Below are 21,757 nucleotides of genomic sequence, written 5' to 3'. Positions count from 1 at the left end.
ATCATGAGCGCACAAGCCGCCGCCATTCCTGTCGCCGAGCCGGCCCCCGAGAGCGCCACGGCGCTGATCGCCGCCGCGCTGCCGGGCTTCGAGACCCTGCTGCAGAATGCCATCGCCGCCGTGCGGGCGAGGGTGACGGTGGAGGGGAAGATCTCCTCCGCCCGCCTCGAAGCGCAGCAGCACGCCGCGCATGGCCTCGCTTGGCTGGCGACCTATGTGATGTCGCTGCGCGAGCTGAAAGCCTATGGCGAGCGCCTCGCGGCGGAAGACCGCTATGGCGCGATCGAGGACCACGCCATCCGCATCGGCGCCGGCGAATACGCCGCGCAGATCTTCGGTGGCATCCCGATGAGCCAGGGCGAGATCATCAGGCTTGCCGCGCTCGGCCTCTCCGAAAAGGCGATCGCCGCCGCGAATACTCAGGCCGCCCAGGCCCTGATCGCGCAGGGCAACACGCCTGAGAACCGCGCCCGCCTCGTCGATCTGTTCAGCCAGGATGACGGCGCTGCCGGCGTCGGCGATCCCGGCCTCGACGAGACGCTGGAAGCGATCCGCTCCGAGATGCGCCGCTTCTGCGCCGCGGAGGTGACGCCCCACGCGCATGAGTGGCACCTGAAGAACGATTACATCCCGATGGAGGTCGTCGAGAAGATGGCCGAACTCGGCGTCTTCGGCCTGACCATCCCCGAGGAATTCGGCGGCATGGGCCTGACCAAGGTCTCGATGTGCGTCGTCTCGGAGGAGCTGTCGCGCGCCTATATCGGCGTCGGCTCGCTCGGCACCCGCTCGGAGATCGCCGCCGAACTCATCCTCTGCGGCGGCACGGCCGCGCAGAAGGAGAAATGGCTGCCGAAGCTGGCTTCGGGCGAGGTCCTGCCCACCGCCGTCTTCACCGAGCCCAACACCGGCTCCGACCTCGCCAGCCTGCGCACCCGGGCGATCAAGGAAGGCGAGGGAGATCAGGCTGTCTGGAAGGTCTCCGGCAACAAGACCTGGATCACCCATCCCGTCCGCGCCGACATCATGACGCTGCTGGTCCGCACCGACCCGTCCGAGAGCGGCTACAAGGGCCTCTCCATGCTGATCGCCGAGAAGCCGCGCGGCACGGATGAAGATCCCTTCCCGGTCGAGGGGCTGACCGGCGGCGAGATCGAGGTGCTCGGCTATCGCGGCATGAAGGAATACGAGCTCGCCTTCGATGGCTTCACCGTCAAGGCCGAGAACCTGCTCGGCGGGGTCGAGGGCCAGGGCTTCAAGCAGCTCATGCAGACCTTCGAGGCCGCCCGTATCCAGACGGCGGCCCGCGCCGTCGGCGTTGCCCAGTCCGCCTTCGATCTCGGCCTGCGCTATGCCCGCGAGCGCATCCAGTTCGGCAAGAAGCTGATCGCCTTCCCGCGCGTCGCCGACAAGCTGGCGATGATGGCCGCCGAGATCATGATCGCCCGCCAGCTCACCTATTTCGCCGCCCGCGAGAAGGACGCCGAGCGCCGCTGCGATCTCGAGGCCGGCATGGCCAAGCTGCTCGGCGCCCGCGTCGCCTGGGCGGCGGCCGACAACGCGCTGCAGATCCATGGCGGCAACGGGTTTGCGCTCGAATACGCGATCAGCCGCGTGCTCTGCGACGCCCGCATCCTGAACATCTTCGAGGGCGCCGCCGAAATCCAGGCGCAGGTGATCGCACGGCGGCTGGTGGAAGAGGGGCAAACCGCCCGCTCTGCCTGATGTTTAGGCATCCGGAACAACGCCAAATTTACGCTTCGCGTGCTTGGCTGATGGTGATGTGCCGCTGCGGAACTGTTTCCGGATGCTTCTGATCACCGACCGGTCTGATGGGAACCCGGAGCTGGCGCGCCGGCTCGGCCTCCTGAAGCCGTGTGCGGTCCTGATTCTGGGGCGCGAGGCGCCAAAGGCCGACCAGCCCGCATCGATGATCGTCGGCGATGTCGATCTCGGCCGGCGCGAGAGCGTCGAGGCGATGCGCGACGCTCTCGCCCGGCATCGCGGCAAGGCTGCGCCCTTTCTCGGCCTGCTGCGCGAGATGACGGTCCGCTCCGCCATCCAGGCCCGGGCCATCGGTGCGACGGAGGTGCTGCCGGCGGACACCGCGGCCGCGTTGCTGGTCAAGACCATCGAGCAACTCCTCGGCGAAGGGCAGGGGAGCGATCCCGCCACGGGCACGGTCGCCTTCACCCGGGCCCAGCTGGCCACCGCGGCGGCCTCGCTCGCGGACATGCTCGGCTCCGTGGCGAGCGGGGCCCCGGTTCCGCTGCGGGCCGTCGAGGCCTCGGTCGAGGCGATCGAGCAGGCGGCCGGCGCCAGCGACATCGGCGATCTGCTGCAGGTCGTCTGGAGCTATGACGACCTCACCTATCAGCACTGCATGCTGGTCGCCGGCCTGGCCGCGAGCTTCGGCCATCAGCTCGGCTTCTCAGGGGAGGACCGCAAGCTGGTGACGCGCGCCGCCGTCCTCCACGACATCGGCAAGGCGCGCATTCCGCTCGACATCCTGCACAAGCCTGGCGCGCTCGATCCGGACGAGCAGGCGGTGATGCGCGGCCACCCGGTGATCGGCTACGAGATGCTGGTGAAGCAGGGCGGGCTGCGGCCCGAGGTGCTGGCGGCGGTGCGCTCCCACCACGAATATCTCGACGGCTCGGGCTATCCCGACGGGCTGAAGGACGCGGAGATCGGCGACATCGTGCGGATGATCACGATCTGCGACATCTATGCGGCGCTGATCGAACGCCGCAGCTACAAGCCGCCGATGGCGCCCGACCAGGCCTATGCCATGCTGGTGCTGATGGGCACGAAGCTCGACGCCGCGCTGGTGCGGGCCTTCGAGGCCGTCGTGCTGAAGACCTCTCAGGCGACGTAAAGCAGCGGAAGGTGTGAAACGTTACAGCAAGATGAGCGGCCAAGCTGCAACGGCCGTGTTCAGCCTCAGGCGGCGACCACGGACAGCCTGAGCCCGAGCGCCTTCGTCGCCTTGGCCAGGGTTTCGAGCGTCGGATTTCCGCCCGGGCGGAAAGCCCTGTAGATCGCCTCGCGGCTGAGACCGCTCTCGGCCGCAAAGGTGGTGACGCCGCGCGCACGGGCGATGTCCCCGAGCGCGGCGGCGATGAAGGACGGATCGCCCCCTTCGAGCGCGGCCTCGATATAGGCGGCCTGCTCCTCGGGAGTCTTCAGATAGTTCTGGACGTCGAATTCACGCATTGCGCTCGGCATCGACCAACTCCTTCAGCAACAGCTTGGCCCGCGCGATGTCCGCGGACTGGCGGCGTTTGTCACCGCCGCACAAAAGCACCACCAGCTTCGGGCCTCGCTGGACGAGATAAAGCCTGTAGCCTGGGCCATAATCGATCCGCATCTCGCCGATGCCGTCGAAGAACTTGACGTCCCCCAGATTGCCGAGCTGCGCCCGTCTGATCCGGACGAGAATACGGGCGCGGGCCGAGAGATCGCGAAGATTCTCCAGCCACCCAGAGAATTCAGCCGTCTCCACGACCTCGATCATGTGCATCATAGTACACAGGCGTTCGCCTGCGGGTCAATCGGCAGCGGTGCTCCGCCAGCCGCTGACGGGTTGCCCAGCCCTATACCTCCCGCAGCGAACGCGGCATGGTCACGGGCCGCGCCTCGCGCGCCTGCGCCGCTAGCCGCACCGGCGCGTTGACTGCCCCGAAGCCGGCATAGCCGCTGCGCCGTTCGACGATCTCGAAGAAGAAGCGCTGCGCGAAGACATGGGTGTAGACCTGCAGGAACTCGGCCTCGCCGTCGCGGTCATAGAGGATGTGGTGGTCGCGCAGCGCGTCGATGAAGGTGGGATCGAGCCCGTGCCGCGCCTCGAGGTCCTCATAGTAGTTCTCGGGGATGGTGAGGAAGGACAGCCCCGCCTGCCGCATCGCCTGGACCGCCGCAAAGATGTCGGGCGCGCTGAAGGCGATGTGCTGGACGCCCGAGCCGAAATGCTCCGAGACGAAGCGCGAGGACAGGGTCCGCGTCGCCTGCGAGCCGTTGAGGACGAAGCGCACCCCGCCCTCGGGCGAGACCAGCGGGCGGCTCTCGACCAGCCCCGCCGGATCGGCGATGGCGAGCTGCGGAATCCGCTCCAGCGCGAAGAGCGAGGAGTAGAACAGCAGCCAGGACAGCATCTCCTCATAGTCCATCGACTGCGAGATGTGGTCGACCCGCGCCAGCCGGTCGGGGGAGGGCGCGCCGGCCGCGGGCGGTACCGCCTCGAAATCCCGGTCCCAGATCCGGCCGAGTTCGCCACTGGGCTGGGTGAAGTAGATCAGAGATCCGCCCACGCCGCGGATGGCGGGGATGTGCAGCTCGCCCGGCCCGACCGGCTGCTCGAAGCTCTGGATCTTCAGCCCCAGCGCGCGGGTCATCGCCTGCTCGACATCGTCGACGCGCAAGGCAATCGCGCAGGCGCCCGCCCCGTGCATGATCGTATGCGATTGCGCGAAACCGTCCGTCTCGGTGTTGAGCAGCAGGTTGATGCCGCCTTGGCTCCAGCGCGCGACCGCCTTGCTGACATGCTGGCCGGTGTGGCGGAAGCCCAGCGCCGCCAGCAGCTGCGCGAGGTCCGCCCCGGTCTCCTCGTCGAGCGCGAATTCGATGAACTCGACATCGAGCACCTTGGCGCGCGCCGGCAGATGCGGCTCTGCCTGGTCGGAAAGCGCGATCAGCGAGCGCATGCCGTCGGTCGCGAGGCGCCGCGCCGAGCCGGCGCGGAACTGGTCGTTGAAGATCTCGTGCGAGAGCGGCCCGGCATAGCCGGTCTGCGCCACCGCCCGCATGAACTCGGCCACCGCGAGATCGCCCTGGCCCGGAAAGCAGCGGAAATGCCGGCTCCAGCTCAGGACGTCCATGTCGAGCCTCGGCGCATCCGCCAGCTGGACCAGGAAAATGCGGTCGCCCGGAATTGAGGCGATCGGCCCCAACGGCGACGGACGCGCCAGCGTGTGGAAGGAATCGAGGATCAGCCCGATCCGCTCATGCTCCGCCCGGCGCACGATCTCCCAGGCGTCGCGGTAGTCGTTGACGTGGCGGCCCCAGGCCAGCGCCTCGTAGCCGACGCGCACGCCGAAGCGCCCGGCGAGCTCGCCGAGCGCGTGGAAATCCGCCGCCGCGCGGTCGATGCCGCCCAGCGCCTGCGGCGAAACGTTCGAGCAGATCAGCATCAGATCGGTACCGAGCTCGTTCATGATCGCGAATTTTCGCTCGGCCCGGGCAAAGCCACGCGCCCGCAGCGGCTCCGGCATGCCCTCGAAATCGCGGAAGGGCTGGAAGGCGCAGATCCTCATGCCGAGATCGGCGACCATGCGGCCGACCTCGCGCGGCCCGCCGTCGAAGGTCAGGAAATCGTTCTCGAACACCTCGACCGCGTCGAACCCGGCCGCCGCGATCGCCTGGAGCTTTTCCGCCAAATCGCCGCTCAGCGAGACGGTGGCGATCGAGGTCGGGTTCGGCGCGGGATTCGTCATGACTATCAGCCCTCCATCCGGTCGAGGGTGACGGGCTCGCCCCGCCGCGCCGCCTGCGCCACCGCCTCGATCACCGCCAGCGTCCGGGCCGCATCCGCCGCATCGGTGATCGGCTGCTCCGCGCCGCTGATCACCGCGCAGAAATGCCGGATCTGCTCGGCCAGCGGCTCCAGTGGCGTCAGCGCCAGCGTCTCGCGCAGCAGCGGCTCCCACCAGCCCTGGCGGCCCTCGTAGTGCCAGCGGTTGAGCGCCGGCACGGAGAGCGAGCCTTCGCTGCCGGCGATCAGGTAGCAGAGCCCGTCGCGCTGCGGATAGACCTTGTTCTCGCCGGAGGACAGTTCCCAGCTCCAGGGCGTCGGCGTCACGTCGGAGACGGTGGCGGTGCCCAGCGCCCCGTTTTCGAAGCGTAAGACGAGGGCGGCGGTGTCCTCCACCGCAAAGCCCCGCGTCGCGTTCGAGGTCATCGCCTGCACGCTTTCGATCTCGCCGCAGATGAAGCGGAGATTGTCGATGTCGTGGATCAGGTTGATCAGCACCGGCCCGCCGCCGGGCTCGCGCCGCCAGGCGACGTCGAAATAGTCGTCCGGCTTGCGGATCAGGAAGAGCGAGGTCACGGCGACCAGCCGGCCTATCCCGCCCTCGCGCACCAGCTTGCGCGCCGCCTTGACGATCGGGTTGTGGCGCCGGTGGTGGCCGCCGAGAACCGGCACGCCGGTCCGCTGCTGAGCGGCGACCAGCCGCTGCGCCGCCGCGACACTTTCGGCCAGAGGCTTCTCGATCAGCACCGGCACGCCGGCCTCGAGGCATTCGATCGCGCCGGGAACATGCAGCGCATTGGGCGTCGCGATGATCGCCCCGTCCGGCGTCATCGCCGACAGCATGTCCGTGATCGAGGCGAACCAGGGCGTGCCGCGGTCAGTCGCCAGCGCCTTCGCCGCCTCGGTCGGATCGCAGATCGCGGCGCAGTCGCAATCGGCGGACGCGTCCAGCCGCTCCAGATGCGCGCGCCCGATCAGCCCGGCGCCGACGAGGGCGATGTTGAGGGGGGTGGTCACGGGACAGATCTCCAGGCCAGGCAACGACATGACGCTCCGCACCGCATGCGGGAGGAGGGGGTAGCTCCGCGGGTCGTTATGCGAAAGCCCGCCATCACGCAGCGTCCGTCAGGGCGCCGCCCAAAAACAGCTGCGCCACCCGCGGATCGGCGAGGATCTCCGCGGCCGGGCCCTGCATCCGGGTCTGGCCGAGTTCGAGCACGAGGCCCTCGTCCGAGATTTCCAGGGCCGAGCGGGCGTTCTGCTCGATCATCAGGATGGTGACGCCCTTGGCCCGCAGCTCCATCAGGATCGCGAAGGTCTCCTGCACCAGCATCGGCGACAGCCCGATCGAGGGCTCGTCGATCAGCACAAGCTTGGGGTTGAGCAGGAGCCCGCGCACGATCTCGAGCTGTTTCTGCTGCCCGCCCGAGAGCGTCGAGGCTTGGACATCGGCCTTGGCGCGCAGCGCCGGGAAACGGTTGAGCGCCGCCTCGATACGCCGGGGCATGTCGGTGATGTGCGCGCCCGCTGCGACCGCGCCGAGCTCGAGATTGTGGCGCACCGACAGTTCCGGGAAGATGTTGCGCCCCTGCGGCACATAGCAGATGCCGGCCTCCAGCAGCTTGCGCTGGCTCCAGTTGGTGATGTCGGTGCTCTCGAGCCGGATCCGTCCCTCGCGCAGCTTGAGCAGGCCGAAGATCGCCTTGAACACGGTCGATTTGCCGGCCCCGTTCGGGCCGATCACCGTGGTGATGGCGGCGCGGCGCACCTTGAACGTCGTGCCGTTCAGGATGGTCATGGCGCCATAGCCGCCGACCACGCCGTCGAGTTCGAGGATGGGGGTGGTCATGGCATCTTGCTCCACGAGGATCGCATAGGCGCTTCCCCTCCCCCTTGTGGGGAGGGGAGAGGGGTGGGGGTCGGGAGGCTTGGTGCGTGATTGATAGACGAGGCTCCGCCGCCGCGGTTAGTCCGCCCGCCGCTCACCCGGCGGCGCCACCCCCATCCCCAACCCTTCCCCACAAGGGGGAAGGGGGCTCGCGTCGCGCCCGTCATCGTTAATGCCCCAGATACGCGTCGATCACGGCCGGGTTGGCGCGGATTTCGGCCGGCGTGCCTTCCGCCAGCACCCGTCCCTCCGCCAGCACGATCACGCGCGAGCACAGGCTCATCACGAAATCCATGTTGTGCTCAATGACGACGAAGGTCGCGCCCTGCTCGGCATTGATCGCCCGCAGCCGCTCCTTGAGGTCGCCGAGCATGGTGAGGTTCACGCCCCCCGCCGGCTCGTCGAGCAGCACGAGGCGGGGGCCGGCCATGAAGGCCATCGCCGCGTCGAGCAGCTTCTGCTGGCCGTAGGAGAGCCCGCCCGCCTTGGCGTCCGCGAGATGGCCGAGCTTGAAGAAGCCGATCATCTGCTCGGCCTTCTCGGTGAGTCCGGCATCGCGCGCCCCGAACAGGCGCGACAGCATCGAGCCCTCATGCTCCTGGCCGGCCAGGATCAGGTTCTCGCGCACCGACAGTTCGGGGAAGACCTGCAGCAGCTGGAAGGTGCGGCTGACGCCGAGCCGGTTGAGCTCGGAGGGGCGCATATGGGTGACCTCGCGGCCGTCCAGCTTCACGCGGCCTTCCGTCGGCTCGAGCTGGCCGAGGATGCAGTTGAACAGGGTCGACTTGCCGCAGCCATTGGGGCCGATGATGCCGAGGATCTCGCCCTCCTTCACCGAGAAGGACACCCCGTCGACGGCCTTGATGCCGCCGAAGGCCTTGTGCAGATTCTTGACTTCGAGAACGGTGTCGACTTCCAGAACCGTGTTCATCGGCCGTCTCCCCGCTTGCCGGTGAGTTTCGCCCAGGCCCGCTCCATCAGCCCGCTCACCCCTTGCGGGCAGGCGATCAGCAGCAGCATCACGATGGCCGCGAAGATGATCAGGTAGAGCGAGCCGGCGAAGCGCAGCCATTCCGGCAGCACGACGCCGAGCAGCGCCCCGACGAAGGGCCCGAGCAGATAGCCAGAGCCGCCCGCCACGACCATCAGCAGCAGGAAGAAGCTCTGCGACAGCGAAAACGGCGACGGGTCGATGAACTCGACCAGCGGCGCATAGAGCGCGCCGGCGAAGCCCGCATAAGCGGAGCCGATGGCGAAGGCGAGCAGCGTGTAGGCGCGGGTGTCGATGCCCAGGCTCGCGGCGCGGATCGGGTTCTCGCGCAGCGCCGTGAAGGCGCGGCCCCAGGGCGAGCGGATCAGCCACCAGAGCGCCACCGCCAGGATGAAGGTCACCACCACGACGAAGCGGTGGAATTCCAGCGCGCCGAACAGCTTGATGCCGAAGAAGTCAGGCCGGTTGATGTTGGAGATGCCGAAGACGCCGCCGGTCAGCCACTGCTCGTTGCGCAGGATCAGCCAGACCAGCGTCGAGAAGGCGAGCGTCACGAAGGCGAGGTAATGCGCCTTCACCCGCAGCGCCGGGAAGCCGAGCACGATGCCGACCGCGAAGGTCAGCAGGCCCGACAGCCCGAAGGCGGCATACCAGGAGACGCCGTATTTCGTCGTCAGGATCGCGGTGGTGTAGGCGCCCAGCCCCATGAAGGCGGCCTGCGCCAGCGATTTCAGCCCGGCATAGCCCAGCGTCAGGTTCAGCCCCATCACGGCGATGCTCATCACCAGCCAGAGCGAGAGCACATAGGTGCCGTAGCGGCCCATGCCGACGGGCGCGAACCAGAGGATCACGGCGCCGGCGACCAGCGTCAGGAAGGCGCCGTCGAAGGTGCCGCCGAGCGGCAGCCGCGCGAGGCGAGGGGAGGCGGCGTCGCGGGTCGCTTGCACGCTCATACGCGGCGCTCCTCTTTGCGGCCCATCAGGCCTTCCGGCTTGAGCAGGATGATCACGACGAGCAGGACGAGCGGCACCGCCAGCCGGTAGGAACTCGAGACATAGGCCGCCGCCATCGAGTCGACGACGCCGACGATCAGCCCGCCCACCAGCGCGCCGCGGACCTGGTTGAAGCCGCCGACGATGGCGGCGATGAAGGCGAACAGGCCGATGACCTCGCCATTCGAGAACTTCGCCAGGTAGATCGGCGAGATCAGCACCGAGGCGACGACGGCGAGCGCGGCATTGATCACGAAGGTCAAAAGCACCATCCGCTCGACGGGGATGCCGAGGATGCGCGCCACCGTCGGGTTCTGCGCCGTCGCCTGCATCTGCCGGCCGAGCCGCGTGCCGCCGACGAACCATTGCAGCAGACCGATGACCGCGAAGGCGCAGGCGATGATCGCCAGATGCTGCAGCGAGATCGCGGCGCCGAAGACCTCGATCGTCGAGGTCGGCACGAAGGAGGGGAAGTTCTGCGCCTCGGCCGAGAAGCCGTCCTTGGCGCCTTCCTTCATGATGATCGACAGCGCCATGGTGGCGATCGCCAGCGGCAGCACGCCGTGCTTGATCATCGGGTCGACCACGGTGAGCTTGAAGCCGACGCCGAAGATCAGAATGAAGGCGGCGATGCCGATCAGCGCGCCCAGCCAGACCGGCGCCCCGAAGAGCTTGATCGCGAGCAGCACCAGCACCGCCGGCAGCATGACGAACTCGCCCTGGGCGAAGTTGATCGTCTGCGAGGTCTGCCAGACCAGCGTGAAGCCGATCGCAGCCAGCGCATAGATCGCGCCCGTGGCGATGCCGGCGATGAGATAGGCGATGAATTCGGCCATGGGGGTGCCTCGCTCGATTAGGCTGTTTGAAGCGCGATGATGTCGCTCAACCCTCCGCCGTCATCCTGGGCGACCGAAGGTCGTCCCGGGATCCATCATAGGGCATCGTCGGAGCCCTATGATGGATCCCGGAGCTGCGCCGCTTCGCGGCTTGTCCAGGATGACGCCGTGTTTCCGAGCAAAATCACCTTGCTTGGCTCGACCGTTCCCCTCCCCACGAGGGGGAGGGGTCTCGGTCGTGGTTCCCGCGGCTTACGGCTTGATCTTCGGCAGCGTCGCCGTGATCACCTGCTTGCCGTTCTGCACCTCGGCGAGGAAGCTCTCGCGGTCGATGTCGCCATTGGCCTCGATCGTGGTCTCGATCAGGATGCCGGGCTCCTCGGAGGGCTTGATCGTCGCGCCGCGCAGGGTGTCGGCGACGCCCTTCTTGTCGAACTTCTTCTGCTTCTCGGTCGCCCACTTGATCATGTAGACGGCCATGTAGCCCTTCAGGCCGTTATGATCCGAGGCGTAGTTGTACTTCGCCTGGAACTTCTTGCCGAATTCCTGGAAGGCCGGGATCGGCGCGTCGATCGACAGGCCGACATGGCCGCGCACGCCGTTGGCGGCGTCGCCCGCGAGCTCGATCACCTTGGCGCCGAGCAGCGTCGTCTCGCCGACCATCGGCTTGGTGATGCCCTGCTGCTTGGCGGCGCGCAGGAAGCGGGCGCTCTCCTCCTCGTTCAGATAGACGAAGACGGCATCGGCATTGGCGTTCTTGATCTTGATCGCGTCGGCGGCGAAATCGGCCTGGCCCTGCTCGGTCGAGACGTCGGCCGCGACCTTGATGCCGACCTTCTGGAGTTCGGGGATGATCGCGTCGCGCCCGCCCTTGCCGAAGTCGTTGTTGACCCAGACGACGGCGACCGAACCGGCCTTGACCGTGTTCTTGAGATAGGCGGCGATCTTGGGCATGGCCGCGCTCTGGCTCAGCGAGGTCCGGAAGATGTACTGGTTGCCCTGCTTGGTCAGGCCGGCGGCCTCGCCGCCGACGATCTGCGCGATCTCGGCGCGCTGGGCGATCTGCATGGAGGCGCCGATCGGGCCGGAGAAGACCGGGCCGAGCACCGAATAGGTGCCCTCGTCGATGGCGCGCTGCACGGCGGCGCGGGTGTTCCCCGGGTTGGTCTGCGTGTCGTAATGCACGATCTCGATCTGTCGGCCGAGAATCCCGCCCTTGGCGTTGATGTCGGCGACGGCGAGGTCGATGCCGTTCTTCCAGTTCGTGCCGGCGGTCGCGCCCGCGCCCGACAGCTCGACCACGTTGACGAGCTTCACTTTCTCCTGCGCGAGCGCGGGCGCGGCCAGCCCGACTGTTACGGCCGCGGCGATGATCCATGGGGTCTTCATTGTTGTCTCCTCCAGCTCTTGGTTCGTTTTTTCTTGGTCTTCGCGGGTGGCCCGCGGGCCGTCTTCGAAGTGGGGTGACCTCACGCTGCGCGGTGCCTGGCCTCCTGCGCGGCGAGCGATCGGTCGAAGGCGTCGGCGATCGCGCCGTCCGGGGGCTGCACCCCCGTGAACAGCGCAAAGGCGTCGACGGCCTGGTTGATGCTGAGCTCACGCCCCGTCATCACCGTGGCGCCCGCCTTCTGCGCGGCTTTGAGCAACGGTGTCCAGAGGGGATGATAGACGGCGTCGGCCACCCACTGCGACTTTCGAATGAGATCGGCCGGCACGGGGCTGTCGCGGTTGGGCAGCATGCCGACCGGCGTGCCGTTGACGAGGCCGGCCGCGCCCGACACCGCCGCCTCGACGCTGTCGCAGATCGTAACCCGCGCACGCTCGCCGATCTGGTCCGCCAGCGCCTGCGCCTTGGCGCGGTCGCTGTCGTAGAGCCGCAAATGGCTGACGCCGGTGGCGGCGAGCGCGAAGCCGATCGCCTTGCCCACCCCGCCCGTGCCGATGATCGCGACGGGGGCGTCGCCATCGGCGCGGCCGAGCGCGCGATAGGCGGTGGCGAAGCCGGTCGCATCGGTGTTGTGGCCGGTCAGCACGCCGTCGCGCGCCACCACCGTGTTGACGGCCCCCATGGCCCGCGCTTCCGGCGAGAGCGCATCGAGCAGCGGCACCACCGCCTCCTTGTAGGGGTAGGTGACGTTGATGCCCGAGAAGCCCATGCGCCGCACGCCATCGAGGATCGCGACCAGATCGGCGCGGCCTGCGCCGGCGACCTCGATCAGATGGTAGTGCAGCTCGAAGCCGGCCGCGCGTGCGGCGGCCTCATGCATCGCCGGCGCGGCGGAATGGGCGATCGGCGTTCCGATCAGGCCCAGCAGCACGCGCTTCGTCCGGTTGGCGATGGCAATGTCCGGCATCGTCTCGTCCCTGTGTGGCTCGCCCATCGTCTTAGCAGGCGTTGCCGCCGTCAGATAAGCCGATCGCTCGCGCTAACGCGATGACCAATTTGATCGCATTACCTAACCTGATGTTATCCTGCCAGCCGGCTGCGGGCCTCTGGGGCACGCGGCCTGACCACCGCGTCCATTTCCTGCCGCAGCAGCGTCACGAAGGTCTCGGCATAGACGGACGGCGCCTTGTCGTTCTTGATCGCGACATAGGTCTGGAACTGCGTCGGCTCGGCGATCGGGATCGTGGCAATGCCCTGCATCGAGCCATGCGCCACGGTGAACTGGTCGATCACCGCGATGCCGAGCCCCGCCCGCACCAGCGAGCAGACGGTCGTGCCGAAGCGGGCCTTGATGACGATGTCGTAGGCGAGGCCCTGGCGGCTGAAGATCTCGGCCATGATCCGGCCATAGGGGTCGTTGGGGTCGATGCCGATCAGCGGGTGGCGCACGATCTCGGAGGCCGAGATGACGGTCCGCGTCGCCAGCTCATGGCCCTCGGGCACGATGCACAGCAATTCGCCCATCGACAGCGGCACGAAGTCGATGCCGGGATGGTCGAGCTTGTAGCTCATCGCTGCGATCTCGCCGCGGCCCAGCAGCAGATAGTCGAGCGCCTCCTCGATCTTGAGGATGTTGATGTCGAGCCGCAGATCGGGGTGCTTGCGCTTCAGCTTCTCGATCGCGCGCGGCACCATGACGTGGCAGATGCTCGGCACCGAGCCGATCCGCAACTCGACGCCGCCGCCGCGCTCGATCCGCGCCAGCGTGTAGTGGAGGTCGTCGACCTTTTTGTAGACGCCGTTGATCTGCTCGAAGATGTCCTTGGCTTCCGGCGTCGGCACATAACGCCCATGGCGACGCTCGAACAGCTTCAGCCGCAGTGTCCTTTCGGTATGCTTCATCAGCCGGCTGATGCCCGGCGCCGACACCGCGAGCAGCTTCGCCGCGCCGCTGATCGTGCCGGTGATCATGATGGCGCGGATCACCTCGATCTGCCGCAAGGTGAGCATGGCCGTTTTTGTCCCCTCAGCGTCTTTTGACGCCGAGCGGAGGGGAGCGGCGTTCGGCTGTCAAGGGATCGGAGCCGGGGAGGCGGCTACTGCGGCTTCGGTAGCGCCTTCGCCTCGGCATCCAGCTTCTGCAGCACCGGCAGCGTCTGTTCGGCGAAAGCCCTGAGCTCGGGGTCGGAGCCCGTCTCGGCATAGGCCGCGATCACGGCGAGGCTCTCCTCCTGCGCCGCGCGCTGGGCCAGCACATAGGCGCGGTCGAACTCCGGACCCTGCAGCGCAGCGAGGTCGCGCAGCAGATCGAGCTGTCGCCCGTCGGGGCGCTGCGGCAGCGCGATGTCCGAGCGCCGGGCGATGATCTGCCTCAGGCTGCTGGCGGTGGTGCCGCGGTCGTCGGCGAGCCGGTGGGCGAAGCTCTTGATCTCGGGCGAACTCGTCTTGTGCAGGGCGAGCGTCGCCGATTCGACCGCGAACATCGTCGAGACCGCGGCCTTGTGGACGAAATCCTGCGGCGGCATCGGGGTCTGGGCCGCTGCACTGAGCGACCACAGCAGGGTCGCGGTCATGATCGGGAGAAGCCGTTGCATCGCGGCATGCTGCCTTTCCGGAAAGCGGATGGATGCAAGGTCAACCCGGTCGCGCCGCAGCGGTTCCCGGTCTGCGCCGTCGCGGCGCCGTCGCTGCAGGGGTGGTCTCGCGGCCGCTGCTCGTGCAGGGTGCCGCCCGAACACCGGCCAGGCCGGGACGACGAGGACAGGGACGAGACGCCATGCCGACCACCCAGGAGACCCTGCGCGCCGCGCTGGTCGCAAGCCGCCGCGACAAGAGCCTGATCGAGATGGCCGAGCAGCCGGTGCCGGGCTCGTTCCTCGACGGGCTGGCGATCCAGGCCGACATCGCGAAGGCGCTGGGCCATGCGCAGGCCGGCTGGAAGGTCGCCATCGCCGAGGACGGCACGCCCGTGGCCGGTCTGATGCCGGGTCCCTGGCTCGCTCCCGGTGACGTCTATGACGGCGCCATCGGCGCCGAGCTGCGCGTCGAGATCGAGATCGCGCTGCGGCTGGCCAAGGACGTGCCGATGCGCCCGAACCAGCCCTATTCGCGGGCCGAGCTGCTCGGCCATTGCGACAAGGCCTATCTCGGCATCGAGATCGTCGAGAGCCGGCTCGCCAACTGGCAGGGCGTGCCCTTCGCGCTCTGGTTGGCCGACGCGCTCGGCCATGGCGGTTACTATCTCGGCCAGGAGCTCGACATGAAGGTCCTGGACGACCTGACGGGCCTCGGCTGCTTCATCTCACTCAACGGCGTCACGATCTACGACCAGCCGGCGGTCCATGGAAACGGCGATCCGATGGCGCCGTTCCTCGCCTGGGCCAACCGCAAGGACGAGTTGATGGGCGGCCTGCGCGCCGGCCAGATCGTCACCACGGGCAGCCTCTGCGGCGGCGTGCTCTCGCCGGGCAAGGGCGAGATCGTCACGAAGCTCGCTCCGCTGGGGTCGGTATCGCTAACGCTTCGTTAGCCAAGACGATCGAATCCACCGCATTTGCCCGCGCTCGATATCTTTCTGTATGGTCGACCGCGGAACATCGGTAGGATGGTCCGGTTGCGTGGTGCGGGGGGTTGCTTGGAGGTCGGATGCGGTTATGGCGGAGAGCGGGCAGCGCGGTTGCGCTGAGCGGCACCTGTGCGCTCGCCCTGATGGCCGCCCTGCGGCCGGTGCCGGTGCAGGCCTTCGATCTGTCGTCGCTGGATCTGTTCGGCCTCTTCACCAAGAAGGACGAACCGCCCGCCGTCACGGCTGCGACGCTGCCCTACCAGCTCGACTTCGATCTCGGCGAAGCCGATGACGCGAAGTCGCTGACCCGCATCCTCCAGGACGCCTCGCTGCTCTACCGGCTGCGTCAGGATGCACCGCCCGACGGCGAGACCCTGGCGCGCCGCATGGCGGCCGACCTCAATCCGCTGGTCGATGCGCTCTGGTCGCAGGGCTATTTCAATGCCGAGGTCGCGCTCGTGGTCGATGGCGTCGCGCTGCGCGTCGGGGCCGAGCCCGATGCGAGGCTGATCCGCGCGCTCGAATCGCATCGCAACCGCGAGCCCGTGCCGATCACCGCGACGATCAGGCCGGGTCCCGTTTTTGCGCTGCGCCAGGTCGATGTCGCCGAGCGTGGCGCGTCCGGCGCGCCCGCCATCGCCGATCCGCTCAAGGTCAGCCGCCTCAACCCGGGCGACCCCGCGACCTCCGCCTCGCTGCGGGCGGCGCGGGCGGCGCTGGTCGATCATCTGCGTGCCCAGTCGCGCCCGCTCGCCAAGGTGGTCGAGCTGCGCCCGGTCGTCGACCACGCCGCGCGCGTGATGGACATCACCTATGTGGTCGAGCCGGGTCCGATCGCCGGATTCGGCGCGGTTTCGGTGACGGAAACCGGGGACATCCCGCCCGCCGTCATCCGCTCCTTCATCTATCTCGAGCCGGGCGATCCCTATTCGCCCAAGGCGCTCACCGACACCCGCAAATCGATCGCGACCGTGCCCGCCGTCGGCTCCGTCCGGATCCGCGAGGCCGAGAGCCTGGACGGCACCGGAAACCTGCCCATCTTCGTCGAGGTGACCGAGCGGCCCAAGCGCCTGCTCGGCTTTTCGGCGCGCTATTCCACGATCGACGGCCCGGCGGTGAAGACCTACTGGGAACACCGCAACCTGTTCGGGGGCGCCGAGCGCCTGCGGCTCGAGGCCGACGTCTTCCTCGCGCCCCGCATCGACGGCACCAAGATCACCAAATTCGAGGATTTCGAGCGCTCCGATCTCGGCGGCCGTTTCTCCTTCAGCTTCCTCAAGCCCGCGCTCGGCGGCAGCCGCTATGACTGGCTGCTCGACGGCGTCGCGACGCGCCAGCGTGTCGGCACCAACCGCTTCGGCGGCTACACCGCCCGCTACGGCAACGTCACCACCGCGATCCAGCGCCGCTTCAGCGACACCTTCTCGGTCCAGGCCGGCCTCGAGGTCGAGCGCGGCCAGACCAGCGACGTGCTCGGCCAGGTCGACTACACTCTCGTCGGCATCCCGCTTTCGGTGAAATACGATTCGACCGACAGCCTGCTCGACGCCACCCGCGGCATCCGCGCCACCGCCTCGGTCGCGCCCTATCCGACCTTCCTCGGCTCCACCGTTGGCATCGTCCAGAGCAAGGCGTCGCTCGCCGCCTTTTACGCGCTCGACGAGGACGCCCGCTATGTCCTGGCGGGACGCGTCGGGCTGGGCTCGATCGCGGGCGCCGATCTCGACGACATCCCCGCCACGCGTCGCTTCTATGCAGGCGGCGGCGGCTCGGTGCGCGGCTATGCCTATCGCTCGCTCTCGCCGCTCGGGCCGCTCTTCCGGCTGACCGGCGGGCGCAGCCTGTTCGAGGCCTCGCTCGAGGCGCGCATCAAGATCACCGATACGATCGGCGTCGTGCCTTTCTTCGATGCCGGCACCGCCTTCGAGGGCAGCGTGCCCGACTTCAAGCAGCGCCTGCAGATGTCCGCCGGGCTGGGCCTGCGCTACTACACCGCGATCGGGCCGATCCGCGTCGACGTCGCCGCGCCGCTCAACCCGCGCAAGGGCGACAAGCCGGTCGCGCTCTATGTCAGCATCGGGCAGTCCTTCTAATGCGCCGCGTTCTCACATCGCTGCGGCCGCTGACGCTCCGCCTCGCCCTGCCGGCCCTGCTGCTGCTCGCGGGCCTGCTCGCCTTCGCGCCCTTCGGCGGCTTCGCCCAGAACGCCCAGACCGATCGCGGCGTCGTCGCCGATCTGATCTCCAAGGCCCTGTCGAGCGACACCAGCCAGGTCTCGATCGGCGCGGTCAACGGCGCGCTCTCATCGGATGTCGAGATCCTGGACATCGTCCTGTCGGACCGCGACGGCCCCTGGCTGCGGCTCGACCGCGTGCGCCTGATCTGGACGCGCAGCGCACTGCTGCTGCGCCGGCTCGATGTCGACCGGCTCGAGATCGGCCGGCTCGAACTCCTGCGCCGTCAGGCGCCGCAGCCGGCGGGCGCCGCCCCGCCGAGCGACCAGCCGATCCTGCCGGAATTGCCGTTGAAGGTCATCGTGCGCGCCTTCCAGTTGAACGAACTGGTTCTGGGCGAGCCGGTCCTGGGCGTGCCCGCGACGCTGGGCGCCACCGGTTCGGCGACGCTGGGCCCGCCGAGCGAAGGCCTCGACCTCAAGCTCGCGGCGCGCCGGCTCGATGCCGGCGGCCAGTTCAACGTCAGTATCGTCTTCGTGCCCGAGACGACCCGCCTGCAGCTCGACGTCAAGCTCGACGAGCCGGCGGGCGGGCTGATCTCGAAGGTCGCAGGCCTGCCGGGCGAGCCGCCGGTGACGCTCGATCTCGGCGGCGACGGCCCGCTCGATTCCTTCGGCTCGACCCTGATCTTCAATGCCGGCCCCACCATCGGCGCCCGCGGCGATGCCCGGCTCGATCGCACCGGGACCGAACGCAAACTCGATCTCGCGCTGGATGCCCGCATCGAGGGGCTGATGCCGGCGCCCGTCGCGCCGGTCTTCGCCGGCTCGACCCGCCTCGACGGCTCGGTCGGCTTCGCCGATGGAGGCGCCATCGACATCCGCAACATGGCGCTGGTCTCGGCCCTGGCCCGGCTCGACGTGCTCGGCCGCTACACCGCCGACAAGATGCTCGACCTGCGCGTCACCGCCGCCGCCCGCCCCAATGCGGAAGGCAAGACGGTCGCCTCGGGCACCGAGATCGGCAAGCTCGCCTTCGACGCCACGATCAAGGGGCCGGTTGCGGGGCCGACGATCGTCGCGACGCTCGACGCGCAACAGGCCAGCCTGCCGGCCGGTGGCTTCGCCAGCCTCGGGCTCACCTTTAACGCCACGCCGACAGGAACCATCGGCGAGCCCGGGACGCGTGTGACCCTCACGGCCGACGGCGAGGCCACCGGCATCACCCTGGCTGACCGCGCGCTGGCGCGTGCCGTCGGTGATCGGGTCGGCTTCACGCTCAGGGGCGTCGCCCAGGACGACGGCACGGCCGATTTCGAGAGGCTGCGGCTGGCGATGTCGGGCGTGGAGCTGGACTACACCGGCAAGGCGGGCAATGCCCGCGTCCTCGGCCGGCTTCAGGCCGTGCTGCCCGATCTCGCCCGGTTGAGCGGCCTCGCCGGTCGCCCGCTCGCGGGCCGGGCCGAATTCGGGGCCGAGATCGACGCCACGCCCCGCCGCAACGATTACGCCGCGACCCTGAGCGGGCGAGGGGACCGCCTGTCCACCGGCGATGCCCGGCTCGACCGGCTGCTGGCCGGCAATCTGACGCTCGACGGCCGGGTCCGGTCGCAAGCGGGCGACCTCACCGTCTCCGGGCTGAGGCTGGCTGGTGAGCACGCCGCCATCACCGCGGACGGCGGCATCGGCCGGCAGGCCTCTGATCTCGGGCTCGCCTTGTCGATGCCCGACCTCAGGCGCGCCGATCCGCGCCTCTCGGGCCGCGGCGACGTCACCGCCCGGATCACCGGCCCGCGCGACCGGCTCGACGCCACCGCCCGCATCGCGGTCGCCGATGCCACCGCGCTCGCCCGGCCGATCCCGCGGCTCGCGATCGATGCCGTCGTTCGCGATCTCCAGGGCGCGCTCGACACCCGCCTGACCCTGGACGGCGAGATCGACTCCAAGCCCGCCACCGGCACGCTGGCCCTGGCGCGCCTGCCGGGAGACGGCTGGAACCTGTCGTCGCTCGACATCGCCATCGGCTCGGTACGCCTGAACGGCGCGCTGACGCTCGATCCCACCACCCGCGCCGAAGGCCGGCTGACCCTGGCGGCGCGCAATCTCGACGATCTCTCGGCACTCGCCCTGACCAAGCTCGGCGGCCGGCTCGACGCCGACATCCGCCTCGCCGTCGTCGAGGGCCGCCAGAACCTCGATCTCACCGCCAAAGGCACGAAGCTCGCCGGCCCCTCGCTGGCGATCGACCGCCTCGACACCACCGCGGCCGCCCGCGACGTCTATGGCCGCCCGCAGCTCGACGCGTCGCTCGCCATCGACCGCGCGGTCGTGGCCGGCGAGGCGATCAGCGCCATCCGCTTCGACTCGAAAGGCGCGCCGGACGCCAGCGCCTTCACCCTGAGCGCGGCCGCGCGTGGCTTTGCCCTCAACGGTGCCGGCCGGATCGTGCCCGGCGAGCCGCTCAGCCTCGAACTGGCGAGCTTCGAGGCCCGTCGCGACGGCCGCCGCATCGCGCTCGCCAACCCCGCCAGCCTCCGCTTCCCGGCGGGGGGCGTCGAGATCGACGGCTTCGCGCTGGCGGTCGAGAAGGGGCGCCTGACGCTGGCCGGCCGGGCGGGCGACACGCTCGATCTCGACATCGCCGCCCGCAACGTCCCGCTGTCGGCGGCCCGGATCCTCGCGCCGGGGCTCGATCTCTCCGGCACGCTCGAGGCGCAGGCGAAGATCGGCGGCAGCGCGGCCGCGCCGACCGGACCCTGGAGCGTCAAGGTCGCGCGTCTGGTGACGCCCGAGACCCGCCGGGCCGGCCTGCCGCCCGTCGAGATCGCGGCGTCGGGCGCGCTCCAGGGCGACGTCACGACCGTCGACGCCCAGGTCGATGCCGGCCGCGGCGCCAGCCTGACCCTGCGCGGCACGGCCCCGCTGAATGCGCAGGGCATGCTCGACCTCGCCGCGCGCGGGCGGCTCGATGCCGCGCTCGCCAATCCGCTGATCGGCGCGCAGGGGCGGCGGGTCACCGGCGCGGTCGCGCTCAACCTGCGCGCGGCCGGCAGCCTATCCGACCCGCGCCTGTCGGGCACCGCCACCCTCACCGGCGGCAGCTTCACCGACGTGCTGCAAGGCATCCGCCTGACGGCGGTCGAGGCGCGCATCGCCGCGCAGGGCGAGAATCTCACCATCGAGCGCGCCAGCGCCAGCACGCCCAATGGCGGCACGCTGACGGCCAGTGGCCGCGTCGCGCTCAACCCAGCGGCGGGCTTCCCCGGTTCCGTCCGGGTCCGGGGCAACCGTGCGCAGCTCCTTTCCAGCGACATCGTCACCGCGGTCGCCAATCTCGATCTCGAACTCGCCGGGCCGCTGGCGCAGCGCCCGCGGATCGGCGGGCGCGTCGATGTCCTCTCGCTGACCGTCACGGTTCCGAGCAGGCTCCCCGCGACGCTGCGTCCCGTCGATGGAATCAAGCATGTCCGCGCGACCGGCACCGCCGCCGCCCGTCTCGCCGCGCAAAAGCGCGCCGGCCGCGCGACGACGCGCGGAGGCCGGCCGGCACCCGCCTTCGACGCGGCGCTCGCGCTGACGGTCTCGGCTCCCAACCGCGTCTTCGTCCGGGGCCGCGGCATCGATGCCGAACTCGGCGGCCAGCTTCGCGTCGGCGGCAGCCTGGCGTCGCCGCAGCTCGACGGCGGTTTCGAGCTGCGCCGCGGGCGCCTCTCGGTCCTGAGCCAGCGGCTCGATTTCAGCCGCGGCCGTCTGACCTTCACCGGCGGCACGCTGCCGGAACTCGATTTTGTCGCGGAAACCCGCGCGGGCGACGTCACCGCCCGCGTCATCGTCACCGGCCCGGCCGATCAGCCCGCCTTCGCCTTCACCTCCGATCCGGACCTGCCGCAGGACGAGGTGCTCTCGCGTCTCCTGTTCGCGCGCGCCTCGGGTTCGCTCTCGCCCTTCCAGGCGCTGCAGCTGGCGCAGACGGCGGCCCAGTTCGCCGGCGGCGGCGGGGATGATTCCTTCGAGCGGCTGCGCAAATCGCTCGGCGTCGACAATCTGGACATCGGCGTCGGAGAGGGAGGGCCCACGATCGGCGTCTCGCGCTACATCAGCGACAACGTTTCCGTCGGCGTGAAGGCCGGGGCGCGGCCCGAGGACACGGGCGTGTCGGTCAACATCGACCTGACCCGCCGGCTCAAGCTCCAGGCCGAGACCAATGCCGAGGGCGGCGCGGCCGTCGGCGTCGGTGCCGAGTGGGAATACTGAAGGGCGCCGAGGGGAATCGCTCCCCGGCCTGCCGCAGCGGTCTCGCCCGAAGCGATGCCCGTGATTCTGCTTTGGAACGGCTCCAAATCGCCCCTGCCGGCGCGGTGCAGTTAACCGGGTGTAAATTTCGACCCTCAAACCGTG

At 69.2% G+C, this 21,757-nt stretch carries 17 protein-coding genes; 5 read left to right on the top strand and 12 right to left on the bottom strand.

Annotated elements, in window-relative coordinates; translation table 11 throughout:
- Positions 1-3: 3 nt before the first annotated feature.
- Together SJY11_RS17875 and SJY11_RS17870 are read left to right on the top strand one after the other, a co-directional pair.
- Entirely contained in the window at positions 4-1,722 is a 1,719-nt protein-coding gene (locus tag SJY11_RS17875; protein WP_376988104.1) for an acyl-CoA dehydrogenase family protein, read from the top strand.
- 82 nt (positions 1,723-1,804) lie between these two features.
- Complete coding sequence (locus tag SJY11_RS17870; protein ID WP_376988103.1) at positions 1,805-2,875, top strand: HD-GYP domain-containing protein; 1,071 nt, start codon at positions 1,805-1,807, stop codon at positions 2,873-2,875.
- Positions 2,876-2,940: 65 nt separating this feature from the next.
- Here the strand turns inward: SJY11_RS17870 and SJY11_RS17865 are convergent, their stop codons facing one another.
- The 12 genes from SJY11_RS17865 to SJY11_RS17810 all read right to left on the bottom strand — a co-directional run bounded on the left by SJY11_RS17865 (position 2,941) and on the right by SJY11_RS17810 (position 14,215).
- Entirely contained in the window at positions 2,941-3,225 is a 285-nt protein-coding gene (locus SJY11_RS17865) for an addiction module antidote protein (protein ID WP_376988102.1), read from the bottom strand.
- Positions 3,206-3,514 (bottom strand): type II toxin-antitoxin system RelE/ParE family toxin, encoded by a 309-nt coding sequence (locus SJY11_RS17860; protein ID WP_376988101.1) that lies wholly within the window; start codon positions 3,512-3,514, stop codon positions 3,206-3,208. Before SJY11_RS17860 ends, SJY11_RS17865 begins: the two co-directional genes overlap by 20 nt.
- A 79-nt stretch (positions 3,515-3,593) precedes the next feature.
- Positions 3,594-5,489 carry a bifunctional sugar phosphate isomerase/epimerase/4-hydroxyphenylpyruvate dioxygenase family protein gene (locus SJY11_RS17855; protein WP_376988099.1) on the bottom strand — a complete coding sequence of 632 codons (1,896 nt, stop codon included), beginning with the start codon at positions 5,487-5,489 and terminating at the stop codon, positions 3,594-3,596.
- Between the two features lie 5 nt (positions 5,490-5,494).
- Positions 5,495-6,544, bottom strand: a complete 1,050-nt coding sequence (locus SJY11_RS17850) for a Gfo/Idh/MocA family protein (RefSeq protein WP_376988098.1) — start codon at positions 6,542-6,544, stop codon at positions 5,495-5,497.
- 94 nt (positions 6,545-6,638) lie between these two features.
- Positions 6,639-7,376, bottom strand: a complete 738-nt coding sequence (locus SJY11_RS17845) for an ABC transporter ATP-binding protein (protein WP_376988097.1) — start codon at positions 7,374-7,376, stop codon at positions 6,639-6,641.
- A gap of 208 nt (positions 7,377-7,584) precedes the next feature.
- Positions 7,585-8,346: an ABC transporter ATP-binding protein gene (locus SJY11_RS17840; protein WP_376988096.1), complete on the bottom strand. Its 762-nt coding sequence runs from the start codon at positions 8,344-8,346 to the stop codon at positions 7,585-7,587.
- On the bottom strand, positions 8,343-9,359 hold the full coding sequence (locus tag SJY11_RS17835) for a branched-chain amino acid ABC transporter permease (protein ID WP_376988095.1): 1,017 nt from the start codon (positions 9,357-9,359) through the stop codon (positions 8,343-8,345). Before SJY11_RS17835 ends, SJY11_RS17840 begins: the two co-directional genes overlap by 4 nt.
- Positions 9,356-10,234 (bottom strand): branched-chain amino acid ABC transporter permease, encoded by an 879-nt coding sequence (locus SJY11_RS17830; RefSeq protein ID WP_267519079.1) that lies wholly within the window; start codon positions 10,232-10,234, stop codon positions 9,356-9,358. Before SJY11_RS17830 ends, SJY11_RS17835 begins: the two co-directional genes overlap by 4 nt.
- A 252-nt stretch (positions 10,235-10,486) precedes the next feature.
- Positions 10,487-11,623: an ABC transporter substrate-binding protein gene (locus SJY11_RS17825; RefSeq protein WP_376988093.1), complete on the bottom strand. Its 1,137-nt coding sequence runs from the start codon at positions 11,621-11,623 to the stop codon at positions 10,487-10,489.
- An 80-nt stretch (positions 11,624-11,703) separates the two neighbouring features.
- On the bottom strand, positions 11,704-12,588 hold the full coding sequence (locus SJY11_RS17820; protein ID WP_376988092.1) for a shikimate dehydrogenase: 885 nt from the start codon (positions 12,586-12,588) through the stop codon (positions 11,704-11,706).
- A 113-nt stretch (positions 12,589-12,701) separates the two neighbouring features.
- Positions 12,702-13,631: a LysR family transcriptional regulator gene (locus SJY11_RS17815; RefSeq protein ID WP_376988091.1), complete on the bottom strand. Its 930-nt coding sequence runs from the start codon at positions 13,629-13,631 to the stop codon at positions 12,702-12,704.
- A gap of 86 nt (positions 13,632-13,717) precedes the next feature.
- On the bottom strand, positions 13,718-14,215 hold the full coding sequence (locus SJY11_RS17810) for a DUF4142 domain-containing protein (RefSeq protein WP_376988090.1): 498 nt from the start codon (positions 14,213-14,215) through the stop codon (positions 13,718-13,720).
- 182 nt (positions 14,216-14,397) lie between these two features.
- On the opposite strand from SJY11_RS17810, the gene SJY11_RS17805 reads away from it, so the two are divergent.
- The 3 genes from SJY11_RS17805 (at position 14,398) to SJY11_RS17795 (ending at position 21,613) form a co-directional block, all read left to right on the top strand.
- Positions 14,398-15,150, top strand: a complete 753-nt coding sequence (locus tag SJY11_RS17805) for a hypothetical protein (RefSeq protein WP_376988089.1) — start codon at positions 14,398-14,400, stop codon at positions 15,148-15,150.
- A gap of 116 nt (positions 15,151-15,266) precedes the next feature.
- Positions 15,267-17,279 (top strand): autotransporter assembly complex protein TamA, encoded by a 2,013-nt coding sequence (locus SJY11_RS17800; RefSeq protein ID WP_376988088.1) that lies wholly within the window; start codon positions 15,267-15,269, stop codon positions 17,277-17,279.
- A complete protein-coding gene (locus tag SJY11_RS17795; RefSeq protein ID WP_376988087.1) occupies positions 17,279-21,613 on the top strand; it encodes a translocation/assembly module TamB domain-containing protein in 4,335 nt (1,444 codons plus the stop codon). The genes SJY11_RS17800 and SJY11_RS17795 overlap by 1 nt, the downstream gene beginning before the upstream one ends.
- Positions 21,614-21,757 lie beyond the last annotated feature (144 nt).

The sequence above is a fragment of the Allobosea sp. R86505 genome (assembly GCF_042466375.1).
In the GTDB taxonomy this organism is placed as follows: Bacteria; Pseudomonadota; Alphaproteobacteria; order Rhizobiales; family Beijerinckiaceae; genus Allobosea.
Note: the sequence above shows the minus strand (reverse complement) of the source record. Positions and strands in the feature narration are given on the sequence as shown.